The following is a 13,140-nucleotide window of genomic DNA, read 5'->3' as shown; positions in this document are numbered from 1 at the left end:
AATGGATTTAGTATAAAATTACTAAATCCATTTTAAAAATCACTTATATAAGTTGTTGTTTTTTAAATATTAGAGGCAAGCCAATCCCCTACTTCTTTTGTTCCATAAGACTTACCACCATCTGCTAAATCTTCTGTTACAATTCCTTCTGCTAAAGCTCTGTTAACGGCATCTCTAATTGCTTTGCCTTCTTCTGGCAAATTAAAAGCCGTTTCAAACATCATTGCCGCAGATAAAATAGTTGCCATAGGGTTAGCTATATTTAATCCAGTAGCTTGAGGGTATGACCCATGTATAGGTTCAAATAATGCAATATCTGCTCCCATAGAGGCAGAAGGCATTAGTCCCATAGAACCAGAAATAACCGAAGCTTCATCAGTTAAAATATCTCCAAATAAATTTTCTGTAATCAAAACATCATATTCGTTAGGCCACTGTACCAAACGCATAGCTACAGCATCAACAAACTCGTAGCTAACTTCTACTTCTGGATAATCTTTTTCCATTGCTTGAACAGTTTCTCTCCATAAACGCGATGTTTCTAATACGTTAGCTTTATCAACACAGCATAACTTTTTTGAGCGAGTCATAGCCAATTCAAACCCCTTTTTAGCTAAACGTTGTACTTCTGCTCTTGTATAAACACAATTATCGTAAGCTGTTTCACCATCATCTCTTCTTCCTTTTTCGCCAAAATAAATACCACCAGTTAATTCACGTAAAAACACCAAATCAGTACCTTCGATACGCTCTTGCTTTAAAGGAGATTTATCTAACAAAGAAGGAAATGTAAAAGTTGGACGTACATTAGCGAATAACCCTAATTTTTTTCGCATTTTTAACAGTCCTTGTTCTGGCCTAACCTGAGCAGAAGGATCGTTATCAAATTTTGGATGTCCAATGGCTCCAAATAAAACAGCATCAGCATTTGCACACACGTCGTGGGTTTCATCTGGATAAGGCTCTCCAACTGCATCAATAGCTGCAGCACCAGTTAATGCTGGTTTCCATGTAATTTCATGTCCAAATTTATTTGCAACAGCATCACTAACCTTTACGGCTTGATCTATAACTTCTGGTCCAATTCCGTCTCCGGCTAAAAGGGCAATATTAAATTTCATCTCTATATTTTAATCTTAATTAATAATAATATTTAGCATTTTCTCAGTGGCTTTAATTGCTGATACTGTTTGATCTGAATCTAATCCACGCGTTTTAAATTCTTTTTCTGAATTTTTCCAGGTAATAATAGTTTCGCATAAAGCATCAGAATGGCTTCCAGGAGGTATTCTCACTGCATAGTCAATCAAATCTGCGAGTACCATTTTTTTCTTTTTAAATAGATTTCTAATGGCATTCATAAAAGCATCAAATTGACCGTCACCTTGTGCGTTTTCTTCAAAAGTTTCATTATTTATGGTAATAGAAACTGTTGTAGAAGGTTTTAACCCTTTTGAATGTGTTAATACATAAGAGTTTACTTTTACTTTTTCTTCATATGTGCGGTCTAAAACATCAGAAATAATATAAGGCAAATCTTCTTTGGTAACTACTTGCTTTTTATCTCCTAACTTTATAATACGTTGTGTTACTTTCTTTAAATCTTCATCATTAAGTTGAAGTCCTAACTCTTGTAAATTCTTTTGAATGTTTGCTTTACCTGAAGATTTTCCTAAAGCATATTGTCTAGTTCTGCCAAAACGTTCAGGAAGCAAGTCGCTGAAGTACAAATTCTTTTTATTATCTCCATCAGCATGTATACCTGCGGTTTGAGTAAATACATTGGCGCCTATTACGGGCTTATTTGCAGGAATCATAATTCCAGAAAAGTTCTCAACTAATTTACTTACCGTATATAAAACCTTTTCATTTACACCTACTTCAATATCTGGCATAAAATCGTTAATTACAGCAATCGTGCTGGCCATTGGTGCATTTCCGGCACGTTCTCCCATACCATTAACTGTTAAATGTAATCCATCTGCACCAGCCTTTAAGGCTTCCATAGCATTAGATACACCCAAATCATAATCATTATGCGCATGAAAATCAAAATGCAAATTTGGGTATTTAACCTTAATTTCTGAAACGAACTCATAAGACTCTCTTGGTGTTAAAACACCTAAAGTGTCTGGTAGCATAATTCTTCTGACATTTTGTGTAGACAAAAATTCTAAAAACTCAAATACATAGTCTTTAGAATTTCGCATACCATTGCTCCAATCTTCTAAATAGATATTTGTTTCAATGTCATTTTTTCTAGCAATAGAAATAACTTTTTTTATTTCCTTAAAGTGCTGATTAGAAGTTTTTTTAAGTTGATGAGTTAAATGGTTTAATGACCCTTTAGTTAGTAAATTTTGAACCTTCGCTCCAGCTTCAATCATCCAATCGATAGATACTCCATCATCAACAAAAGTTAAAACTTCAACCGTATTTAAATAATCGTTTTCAGCCGCCCATTCAGTAACATCTTTTACAGCCTGAAGTTCGCCCTCAGATACTCTAGCAGACGCAATTTCAATACGATCTACCCTTAACTCTTCTAATAAGAGTTTAGCTATGGTTAATTTCTCAGAAGCAGAAAACGACACACTCGAGGTTTGCTCACCGTCGCGTAATGTCGTGTCCATTATTTCTATTTTTCTAGCGCTCATTGTTTAAAAAGGACGAGATTCTGTAAATGTTTCTATCTCACTTTTCATGTTTTGTAAATAGTCAATATCATCAAAACCATTTAGCATATTACCTTTTTTATATCCGTTTATGTCAAACGATTCCTGTGTTCCAGATGACAATAAGGTAATTGTTTGAGCTTCTAAGTTTACTTCTAATTCAGTATTTGGATCGGCATAAATAGCTTCAAAAATCTCTGTAGAAAATTCTGGGCTAATTTGAACTGGTAAAACACCAATATTTAAACAGTTATTTTTAAAAATATCAGCAAAAAAACTAGATACTACACAACGAAAACCATAATCGTAAACCGCCCATGCAGCATGTTCTCTAGAAGACCCAGAACCAAAGTTCATCCCTCCTACTAATATTTTACCACTATAAATAGGATTGTTTAAAATAAAATCCTCTTTTGGCGTATTATCACTATTGTATCTCCAATCGCGGAATAAATTATCTCCGAAACCGTCACGGGTTGTTGCTTTTAAAAAACGTGCTGGTATAATTTGATCTGTGTCTACATTCTCAATTGGTAACGGAACTGCAGTACTAGTTAAAGTTGTAAATTTATCGTAAGCCATTTTATTTTGCTTTTGGCCTTTAGCTTTTGGCTATTGGCATGTTTTATTATTAAGTTTCTTTAGCTAATAGCTATTTTAAAGTAATTCTCTTGGATCTGTCACTACCCCAGTTACTGCAGCTGCGGCTGCGACTAGTGGACTAGCTAATAATGTTCTCGACCCAGGACCTTGTCTGCCTTCAAAGTTTCTATTTGATGTACTTACTGCATATTTTCCAGCTGGTACTTTATCATCATTCATAGCTAAACAAGCAGAACATCCTGGTTCTCTCAAAACAAAACCAGCATCTTCAAAAATATCTAGTAAACCTTCTTCTTTAATCTTTTCTTCTACAACATGCGAACCTGGAACTAACCATGCTGTTACGTTATCAGCCTTTTGTCTTCCTTTAACAATAGATGCAAAAGCGCGAAAATCTTCAATTCTACCATTAGTACAGCTACCAATAAATACATAATCGATTTTCTTTCCAATCATTTGCTCGTTTTCTGCATATCCCATATAAGCTAGAGATTTGTCATAAGTAGCCTTACCGCCTTCAACAGATTCTGCAGATGGAATATTTTTAGAAATCCCCATTCCCATTCCAGGGTTTGTACCATAGGTAATCATTGGTTCAATATTGGTAGCATTAAATGATAATTCCTTATCAAATATAGCACCTTCATCAGTTTTTAAAGTTTTCCAGTAAGCCATAGCCTTATCCCAATCTGCACCTTTTGGAGTCATTGCTCGGCCTTTAATGTATTTAAATGTTTTTTCGTCAGGAGCAATCATGCCTCCACGAGCACCCATTTCAATAGATAAGTTACAAACCGTCATACGCCCTTCCATAGTCATATTTTCAAAAACATCACCAGCATATTCAACAAAATATCCTGTTGCACCAGAAGTTGTTAATTGCGAAATAATATATAAACCAACATCTTTTGGAGTAACCCCTTTACTTAATGGCCCATTTATGTTAATACGCATTTTCTTAGGCTTAGGCTGCATAATACACTGTGTAGTTAAAACCATTTCAACCTCAGAAGTGCCAATACCAAAAGCAATAGCTCCAAAGGCGCCATGAGTAGATGTATGCGAATCACCACAAACAATGGTAGCACCTGGAAGTGTTATTCCGTTTTCTGGACCTACAACATGTACAATTCCATTATTTTGATGCCCTAAGCCCCAATGGCTTATACCATATTCATTAGCATTATCTTCTAATGTTTTTAATTGATTTGCTGATAATGGATCTTGAACTGGTAAATGTTGATTAATTGTTGGAGTGTTATGGTCAGCTACAGCAAATGTACGCTCAGGGTATAGCACACTTAAACCTCTACTTTTTAAACCCACAAAGGCTACAGGGCTTGTTACTTCGTGAATTAAGTGACGGTCTATAAAAAAGACATCTGGTCCATCTTCAATATGTCTCACAACATGCGAATCCCATACTTTGTCAAACAATGATTTGCTCATAAATATTTATAATTTAATTTCTATCTTAATATGAATAATTATTGGCCAAATACAATTCAACCAAAAAGGCTGACAAATTTAAGAAAACTGCCTTTTTATTGCAGATATTTTAATGTCTAAGATAGATTCGTAATAAATTTTTATAAAATCATTAAAGAATATACTTTTTACTGATTTTTTTGCAATAGAATATTCAAATCGCTTATAATTTTAAAATAAGAGCATTTTAAAATAATTGTTGTTGATCATTTTCGTTAGGAACAATAAGTGAATAGCCTAATTCTGAGTTAATTTTTTTAATAAAATATGCCGATAATAATGGTGATTCCTTTTCAATGTTTTGATGAATAAAAAAATCTATTTCTTTAATGCCTTGCTGTTTCCACAATTTTAACCTCGTAACCCAATCGTCAAGCCTAGAGTAATCACTAGGATAGTTTGCCCCAACATAACGGACAAACGCTGTAGCATTTGTTAATCGCATATGCATTAAATCTCGTCTGCCAGCTGTATCTACAATAACATTAGATATATTATTAACTTCCAGAAGTTGGTACAAATCTTTTGACACAGCATCATCATTATACCAATTAGTGTGTCTAAACTCAATAGCTAACGGGATTTCTTTTGGCCAATTTTCAACAAAATTTACAACTTTACTAAAATCTTTTGGAGCAAAATTACTATGCATTTGCAAAAAAATAGTTCCTAATTTTTCTTTTAGGTTAGAGGCATTATATAGATAATTTTCAACAACTTCATTAGTTTCATTTAATCTTTTCCAGTGACTAATCTCTTGATTTAATTTAGGAAAGAATTTAAAACCGCTTGGTGTTTTATCATACCATGTTGCAAATTGTTCTGCAGGAAAAATTCTGTAAAATGTTGCGTTTAGCTCAATGGAATTGAATTGAGTTGAATAATAACCTAATTCATCTTTAGTACCTCTTGGATAAAAGCCCTTAAGGTCTGCCCTATTCCATTTGGCACAACCTACATAAATTTCAGGTATATTATCATCCTTAACTTTATTCAATACACGCTTTGTGTCTGAGTGGTCTTTTGGTAATATAAAGTCGATATCTTCAGGATTGTCTACACTTCCAAATTTCATTATAAATGTTTTGAGATAAATATAGAAAAATCTTTAATGTTAATAACCTCGTTGATAATTAATACTTATCAAAACTTTGCAAGCTTTAATAATCTATATTTTTATTAAAACTCAAATTCATGAACTCAAGACAATCAAATTTAAAAAGTATTCGTCCTGAAATTGCAACTGCAACTATTAATGACGATATGAGTGCAGACGAACGTTTCCAAAATTTAGTATTGCGACCAGTTATTAAGTTACAAAACGAATTACTTATTGAAGTTTTTAAAAACTATGTAGTTAAGCATAAATCAGTTTTTTATGATTTATCGCTACAAAAGCGCATGGATTATATTGAAAATGCTATTCAAAAAGATATGAAGTTTAGAAACTCAATAAAAGGAATGATTATTGGGCTTTTTGCTGTTGACGAATATTTAATATATATTGAAAATTCTTCAGCATTAAATAAACGTATGATGAATATTGTAAAAGAGCGATTGCTTAGCAATATTCAACTTTTTGAAAAATCAGAATTATTGACTGCAGTTTAATCTATTAGAGAAACTCCATTTAAATCTGTAGTTAATACATCGCTCATATAATCAAAATATGGGCGAATGGCTTTAAATGCAGTATTTACACCATTTAAAAAGTTAGTATCTAAAACTTCTTTGTCAGTATATTTTTTAACAAAAATGTATTGTTTTTTCCTTATTAAATCGATGGCTTTATGTTCTTTACTAAAGCCTTTAGGAGCTGTTTTAACTTCATCTCCAACAAAATCTCCCCAAATACTTTTAAATTTTTTGTTATTGATAATACTACGAATATCACTGTCGTCCATTTCGAATTCTTTTCTGATACGCAATAAATCTTCTTTTGCAGGTTCCCAAAAACCCGTAGCAATAAAACTTTCATTATTGGGCTGTAGATGTAAATAATAGCCACCTCTTAACCTGGGCTTTGTTCTATGGAAAGAGCCTCCAAAGTGTGTTTTATATGGTAGTTTGTTTTTTGAAAAACGAACATCTCGATATATTCTAAACATTTTTAGCTTATCTATTTCATCATGTTCATTTAAATTTTCTAAAACTGAATTGTAGACTTTTTTTATCTCAGCCTCTATGGCTTTGAATTCTGGTTTGTTTTCGTTAAACCAATCTCTATTATTATTTTTTTCTAACTTCTTAAAGAAATCTAAGGCGCTTTTTGGTATAGCAATACTCATAAAATTTAATTTTTTTCAAGTTACAAAAGCTTATGAATTATTCAAACTCAATTTTGTTAAGAATTAAGCCAGAAGCTGGAGCTATGTAATCCATTTTTATAGCGCTATCAGCTAGCAAACTTCTTTTTATATATTCCGTAGTTAACTTCCCTTTACCCAAGTCTATCAGTGCTCCCATCATTAATCTAATTTGGTTTCGCATAAAACCTTTACCTCTTACTCGCAATATATATGTTTTCTTTGGAAAGTAATTTGCGTTGTAAATGGTGTTTTCTACCAACTCGCAAGTCAATATTTCGCGCGTATAAACACCATTATTGGTTGCTTTATAACAATACGACTTAAAGTAATGCTCCCCTTCAAATAATTTTGCTCCTTGCTTCATTTTATCAATATCTAAATCATCTAAAATGGTTGTCATTATAGGCGCACAAAAGGGATGGCATTTTTCGCCAAAAGTAAATAAATATAAATACTCTTTAATTTTTGAGTGTTTGATGATATTGAATTTTTCATCAACTTCTCTAATATCCAAAGCTCGAATATCTTGTGGTAAATTATAATTGAATAATTCTAAAAAAGCAGTCTCGTCTGTAATAGGTTCAAATAAAAAAAGCTCAAAAGCAGCACATTCTGCTGACACCATAGCATCTGTTCTACCAGAACTTAAGCTTTTAAAACGTTTTCCTTCTAAGATATAGTTTAAGGTTCTGTCTACCATTAAATGCAATGTTTTAACATCTGGTTGTTTTTGCCAACCATGAAAACGATACCCCAAATATTGAACGGTAATGACGTAAAAATATTTCTTCATTATTCTATTTTACAGAAGTGAAAATACATCCTTTTATTATTTGTGACAAAAATATAATTAAGAATATATTCTTAATTAAGTTTACAAAAAATGGTGCCCACATATTTGCAAGCACCATTAAAAAAAATCAAACTCAGTTATCTAATTAGAGACAACTTTTATAATAACCTTGGCTCTTCTGTTTAAGGCTTTTCCTAGGTTTGTATTGTTATCAGAGACGGGTTGTGTTTCTCCATAATTGTTTACACTTATGTTATTACTCGATAATTGTTTAGAAACTAAATATTGCTTTACATTATTAGCTCTATTAACCGATAACTTGTTATTAAATTGGTTACTACCATCACTGTCTGTATGAGCATCAATTTGTATTTTATATTGTCCTCCTTCTTTAGAAATTTTTGCTATTTCATTTAAAATAGATTTTGCTTCCGCACCTAATGTGCTAATATTTGAATTAAAATATACCACTTTACTAGTATTAGTGATGACTTTAGATGGTTTTGCTGTGTTTTGTACTATTTGTGTTTCTTTTTGTGGGCAACCTCTATCTCCTCCTTTAACGTTAGGACATTTATCAATACTATCTGGCACACCATCGTTATCCGTATCTGGACAACCAGCAAATGTTTTTGATCCATAAGTTTTTGGACAAAGGTCATATGCATCAATTATACCATCGCCATCTGTATCTAAATCTGCATTTTCAGAAATCTGTTCTTTTTCTTGCTTTCCAAGATTAAAAGTTACACCCAAACTATGCTGCCAATGCTTGGTTAAATAATCTTTAAAAGCATGTTTATAAGTAGTTTGAAAATTTAAACCAAACTGGTTAGTAATATCATATTTAACACCCATAGCTCCATTTACTGTTCCTGCTCCTACTAAGTTTTTTATACCATTTCTATTAGAAAATGTATTGTATAGGCCTTCTTCTATCCATGTATATCCTCCTCCAATTGAAATAAAAGGTTTTAACTTAGTATCTTTTAAAATTTTGAAGTTTACCATAGCATCTAATCCATAATATTTTAAATTATCCACTAGAATGCTTTCATCAACTTTTCCTAAATCTCCCCATTTACTAATTTCATTTACCGATCCTTTAGCTGTTAAAGAAATTCTGTCTGTTAAACTTCTAGTTATAGCTACATAAGTTCCAAAATTCCAATGATCGTTTAGATTAAAGAATTCATCAAAATAATTGCCATGTGGTGTACTCTCGCCAACTGGATATACATCGATTGCATTAGCACCAATCTCTATAGCCCAAGGATTAGCTTCATTTTGAGAGGAAAGCAATTGAATATTAATTGCAAAAAATAGAGTAATTAAAAGTTTGTAGTGATATTTCATTGTTTTACTGTTTAAAATTAATCAGCAAAGAAATGTATATACCAATACAATTCAATTTACAATGTAATAAGCGATTATATATGCTAACAACTGACCATTTTATGTAATAAGTGCATATTTTACAATTTTCAGATACTAATCTAAAAAAAGTAGTTTCCTAACCAGTTTTAATAGATTATAGGCTGTTTTTGGATAAAAACCCACGATTATTATACCACCTATCTTCTATATATCGCACTTATTACTTTTTGTTTTTTTTGAAAAAAAAAGGGCATTAGTTTAACCCGCAAAATTAAAAACATGGAAGAAATTAAATCAAAACTAGGAAAAGGCGGATTAGTACTAGCCGCTATGGGTATCTTATCTGCAGTACTCTCAATTTTCAATTATAATTTACGATTACTTGCTTGGATAGATATTTGGGGTAATGCTATAGGTTGGATTATACGAATTTTGCTAATACTTGGAGGAGGCGCTTTGTTTTTCTTTTATGGAAGTTACAATGATGAATAAACACAAATAAATAAAACAAAAAGATGAAAACATTAAAATTTACACTAGTAGCAATTACAATAACAACATTAATGGCTTGTGGTGGCGGAACAAGTAAACAACCAGCCAATGCAAAAGGATTCTCAACCATAGAGGAAAATATAAAAAGCAAGTTTGGTGATGATGCTTATTATACAAATTTAACAATTACCAATGCAGATCCTATGGGGAATATTTTAGGTATTACTGTAACTGATGCACCAGAATCTTTGAAAATGGAAGAATGGAGCCATTTTCAAGGAGCTTGGAAACAAATATCTGAAGTTACTCTTGAAATATCTGAAGGCAGTAAAGCTGCAGATTTCATGTTTCAATTAAATGAGCAAATTAATTTAAAAAGACTGGGTGAGTTAGCAGAAAAAGCTATTGAACAATTAAAAAATGAAAAAAATATTGAAAGCCCAAAGCTAAATATGGCATTTATAAGCTTTCCAGACAATGGAGATATCAATGAAGCGCAGTATGTAATAATGCTAGAGCCAAAGAATGGCGGTACTACGTTTACTTTCTCTTATAAGCTAAATGGCGAGTTGATAGAAATGGATTATTAGGTATCAAAGATATAATAAGGTTGGAAAAAAGTACAGTACAATAATAATAGTAATAGGTTAAAAGTATTGTGAGCAGTAATAAATTATAACTAGTTCTTCATAATTTGTCTTAATGCAGAGGTGAAAATCTTTGATTTTTATTATTTGTAACAAAAAATTTATACATTGTAATCAATTATTAACTAACTAAAAACAAATAATTATGACAAATTCTTCTACAAAACCACCTGTTTGGTTCTGGGTTGTGAGTGTATTAGCTCTAATTTGGAACGGTATGGGTGTTATGGCATATTTAGCAAGGGCTTATGCAACTGATGAAATGATTGCAGCATTACCCGAAGAACAGCAAGCAGAGTTTCTAGTTGAGCACCCTACATGGTATACAGCTGCTTTTGCAATTGCAGTTTTTGCTGGTGCTTTAGGATGTATTGCCTTACTTTTAAGAAAAAAAATGGCTTATATTTTATTTGTACTTTCTGGACTAAGTGCTATTATTCAACATATTTACTTATTTATGAATGTCGATATACCTAGCATGGTTATGCCAATAATGATTATTGTTGTTTGCTTATTCCTAATTTGGTTTTCTAAAAACTCAATTAGTAAAGGGTGGATTTCATAAAATATTTCAATCAACCAATTACTAGGAGGTATTATTTCTAACCAGATTAATACCTCTTTTATTTATGTCTACTTTTTAATTCTGTTTCAATATCCTTTAAAGTAAAACCTTTGGCTTGTAACAGCATGAGATAGTGAAAGAGTAAATCTGCTGACTCATATAAAAACAATTCATCATTATTATCCATAGCTTCAATAACTGTTTCTACAGCCTCCTCACCTACTTTCTGTGCAATCTTATTAATTCCTTTAGAAAATAAACTTGCGACATATGATTTATTAGTGTCTTTGTTAGCAACACGTTCTGAAATCACATTTTCTAAGGTTGAAAAGAAACTATAATTTGGCGTGTTTTCTTCTTTCCAGCAAGTATCTGTTCCTTTATGACACGTTGGCCCCTCTGGGTTTACCTGAATTAAAAGCGAGTCGTTATCACAATCATTCTTGATATTTACAAGATTTAAAAAATTACCACTTTCTTCTCCTTTTGTCCACAAACGTTGCTTACTTCTACTAAAAAAAGTGACCTGCTTTGTTTCGAGGGTTTTTTGATAAGCCTCTTGATTCATATAGCCTAACATTAACACGTTTTTAGTTGTGGCGTCTTGTATTATTGCAGGAACTAGTCCGTTTAAATCATATTGTATTTTCATAATCTAATTCATTATGTGATACTGAAACAATTTCAGTATGACGACTAAAGCCGTACTTCTATATTATTATCTTTTAATTCTTTTTTTAAATCTGGAATTGGAATTTCGCCAAAATGAAATACACTTGCTGCCAAAGCTGCATCAGATTTTCCTTCTTTAAACGTATCTATAAAATGTTGCACATTTCCTGCTCCACCTGAGGCTATGATAGGAATGTTTAATAAGTCTGATAGTTTTGCAAGTGCCTCATTTGCAAAACCATTTTTTGTCCCATCATGATTCATAGATGTAAATAAAATTTCTCCAGCACCACGTTCCTCTACATCCTTAGCCCATTCGAATAAATCTATATCTGTTGGAATACTTCCTCCTGCTAAGTGTACTTTCCACTGTCCATCAATTTGTTTTGCATCAATAGCAACTACAACACATTGGCTTCCAAATTTACTTGACAAATCGTTAACCAGTTCTGGACGCTTTAATGCTGAGGAATTGATAGATACTTTATCTGCGCCACATTGCAATAAGGCATCTACATCTTCAATAGAAGAAATACCACCACCTACAGTAAACGGAATATTTACCTGTTCGGCAACATGTAATACCATATCTAAGGTAGTTGCTCTTCCTTCTAGTGTAGCCGAAATATCTAAAAACACCAATTCGTCTGCTCCTAATTCAGCATACTGCTTAGCTAATTCTACAGGGTCGCCAGCATCACGTAAATCAACAAAATTTACGCCTTTAACGGTTCGACCGTTTTTTATATCTAGGCAGGGTATGATTCGCTTTGTTAACATTTATACAAATTTCTCTAATTGTTTTAAACTGATTCTATTTTCATAAATAGCTTTGCCAATGATGACACCTTCGCAGCCAATTTCTTTTAGAATTGGTAACTCATCAATATGAGAAATACCTCCAGAAGCTATCAATTTAATGGATTGTCCTTTACTACTGTTCGAACATTCTTCAATAATCTGTTTATACAACTCTATAGAAGGACCTTCTAACATACCGTCTTTAGAAATATCAGTACAAATTACATATTGAATACTCCTTTTTTGATAATTTTTTATAAACGGAATAACATCTTCTTTGCTTTGCTCCATCCAGCCACTAATTGATACTTTGCCATCATCACTATCTGCACCTAAAATAATTTTTGCTGAACCATACTTTGAAATCCAACCTTCAAAAGTATCACGATCTTTTACAGCGATACTTCCTCCAGTTACTTGTCTTGCTCCAGAGTTAAAGGCTATATGCAAGTCTTCATTGGCTTTTAATCCACCACCAAAATCAATCTTCAGGTTTGTTTTTGAAGCAATTTGGTCTAAAACTTTGTAGTTTACTATATGCTTAGCTTTTGCTCCATCTAAATCTACTAAATGTAAATACTCAATTCCTGAAGCTTCAAACATTTTAGCTACTTCCAAAGGGTTTTCGTTATATACTTTTTTAGTGTCATAATCTCCTTTGGTTAAGCGAACACATTTTCCGTCAATGATATCTATGGCTGGTATTATTCTCATATGT

The 13,140-nt window shown here is 32.3% G+C and carries 15 protein-coding genes; 4 read left to right on the top strand and 11 right to left on the bottom strand.

The genetic code is table 11. From position 1 onward, the window contains the following. Nucleotides 1-62: 62 nt before the first annotated feature. From leuB to M3P09_RS08630, 5 genes are all read right to left on the bottom strand, one after another. On the bottom strand, nt 63-1,121 hold the full coding sequence (gene leuB, locus M3P09_RS08650) for a 3-isopropylmalate dehydrogenase (protein ID WP_249972814.1): 1,059 nt from the start codon (nt 1,119-1,121) through the stop codon (nt 63-65). Nucleotides 1,122-1,136: 15 nt separating this feature from the next. Beyond that, a complete protein-coding gene (locus tag M3P09_RS08645; protein ID WP_099565899.1) occupies nt 1,137-2,657 on the bottom strand; it encodes an alpha-isopropylmalate synthase regulatory domain-containing protein in 1,521 nt (506 codons plus the stop codon). A gap of 3 nt (nt 2,658-2,660) precedes the next feature. Continuing rightward, nucleotides 2,661-3,257: a 3-isopropylmalate dehydratase small subunit gene (gene leuD, locus M3P09_RS08640; protein ID WP_099565898.1), complete on the bottom strand. Its 597-nt coding sequence runs from the start codon at nt 3,255-3,257 to the stop codon at nt 2,661-2,663. A 75-nt stretch (nt 3,258-3,332) separates the two neighbouring features. After that, the gene (leuC, locus tag M3P09_RS08635) at nt 3,333-4,727 is read right to left on the bottom strand and encodes a 3-isopropylmalate dehydratase large subunit (RefSeq protein ID WP_249972813.1); all 1,395 of its coding nucleotides are present in this window, start codon (nt 4,725-4,727) and stop codon (nt 3,333-3,335) included. A gap of 226 nt (nt 4,728-4,953) precedes the next feature. Beyond that, nucleotides 4,954-5,841, bottom strand: a complete 888-nt coding sequence (locus tag M3P09_RS08630; protein WP_249972812.1) for a DUF72 domain-containing protein — start codon at nt 5,839-5,841, stop codon at nt 4,954-4,956. Nucleotides 5,842-5,960: 119 nt separating this feature from the next. On the opposite strand from M3P09_RS08630, the gene M3P09_RS08625 reads away from it, so the two are divergent. Continuing rightward, entirely contained in the window at nt 5,961-6,377 is a 417-nt protein-coding gene (locus tag M3P09_RS08625; RefSeq protein ID WP_099565895.1) for a glyoxalase, read from the top strand. Here the strand turns inward: M3P09_RS08625 and M3P09_RS08620 are convergent. From M3P09_RS08620 to M3P09_RS08610, 3 genes are all read right to left on the bottom strand, one after another. Continuing rightward, a complete protein-coding gene (locus M3P09_RS08620; RefSeq protein WP_249972811.1) occupies nt 6,374-7,054 on the bottom strand; it encodes a DUF2461 domain-containing protein in 681 nt (226 codons plus the stop codon). The two genes, M3P09_RS08625 and M3P09_RS08620, sit on opposite strands and share 4 nt — an antisense overlap. Nucleotides 7,055-7,091: 37 nt before the next feature. Further along, the gene (locus M3P09_RS08615) at nt 7,092-7,868 is read right to left on the bottom strand and encodes a tRNA pseudouridine synthase A (RefSeq protein WP_249972810.1); all 777 of its coding nucleotides are present in this window, start codon (nt 7,866-7,868) and stop codon (nt 7,092-7,094) included. A 141-nt stretch (nt 7,869-8,009) separates the two neighbouring features. Then, complete coding sequence (locus tag M3P09_RS08610; protein WP_249972809.1) at nt 8,010-9,224, bottom strand: OmpA family protein; 1,215 nt, start codon at nt 9,222-9,224, stop codon at nt 8,010-8,012. 300 nt (nt 9,225-9,524) lie between these two features. Between M3P09_RS08610 and M3P09_RS08605 the strand changes: the two genes are divergently transcribed. From M3P09_RS08605 to M3P09_RS08595, 3 genes are all read left to right on the top strand, one after another. Beyond that, nucleotides 9,525-9,737, top strand: coding sequence for a hypothetical protein (locus tag M3P09_RS08605; RefSeq protein WP_249972808.1), 213 nt, complete (start codon nt 9,525-9,527; stop codon nt 9,735-9,737). Between the two features lie 23 nt (nt 9,738-9,760). Continuing rightward, on the top strand, nt 9,761-10,327 hold the full coding sequence (locus tag M3P09_RS08600) for a hypothetical protein (protein ID WP_249972807.1): 567 nt from the start codon (nt 9,761-9,763) through the stop codon (nt 10,325-10,327). 202 nt (nt 10,328-10,529) lie between these two features. Then, nucleotides 10,530-10,949: a hypothetical protein gene (locus tag M3P09_RS08595; RefSeq protein WP_099565890.1), complete on the top strand. Its 420-nt coding sequence runs from the start codon at nt 10,530-10,532 to the stop codon at nt 10,947-10,949. 58 nt (nt 10,950-11,007) lie between these two features. Here M3P09_RS08595 and hisIE read toward each other — a convergent pair whose 3' ends face one another. From hisIE to hisA, 3 genes are read right to left on the bottom strand one after another with little or no spacing between them, the layout of a single operon-like run. Next, the gene (gene hisIE / locus M3P09_RS08590; protein ID WP_249972806.1) at nt 11,008-11,601 is read right to left on the bottom strand and encodes a bifunctional phosphoribosyl-AMP cyclohydrolase/phosphoribosyl-ATP diphosphatase HisIE; all 594 of its coding nucleotides are present in this window, start codon (nt 11,599-11,601) and stop codon (nt 11,008-11,010) included. A gap of 44 nt (nt 11,602-11,645) precedes the next feature. Beyond that, nucleotides 11,646-12,401 carry an imidazole glycerol phosphate synthase subunit HisF gene (hisF, locus tag M3P09_RS08585; protein WP_249972805.1) on the bottom strand — a complete coding sequence of 252 codons (756 nt, stop codon included), beginning with the start codon at nt 12,399-12,401 and terminating at the stop codon, nt 11,646-11,648. Beyond that, complete coding sequence (gene hisA, locus M3P09_RS08580) at nt 12,402-13,136, bottom strand: 1-(5-phosphoribosyl)-5-[(5-phosphoribosylamino)methylideneamino]imidazole-4-carboxamide isomerase (RefSeq protein WP_249972804.1); 735 nt, start codon at nt 13,134-13,136, stop codon at nt 12,402-12,404. Nucleotides 13,137-13,140: the final 4 nt, after the last annotated feature.

This window comes from Jejuia spongiicola, assembly GCF_023502325.1.
Classification (GTDB): domain Bacteria; phylum Bacteroidota; class Bacteroidia; order Flavobacteriales; family Flavobacteriaceae; genus Wocania_A; species Wocania_A spongiicola.
The sequence above is the reverse complement of the archived record's forward strand: the minus strand, read 5'-3'. Positions and strand labels throughout refer to the sequence as shown.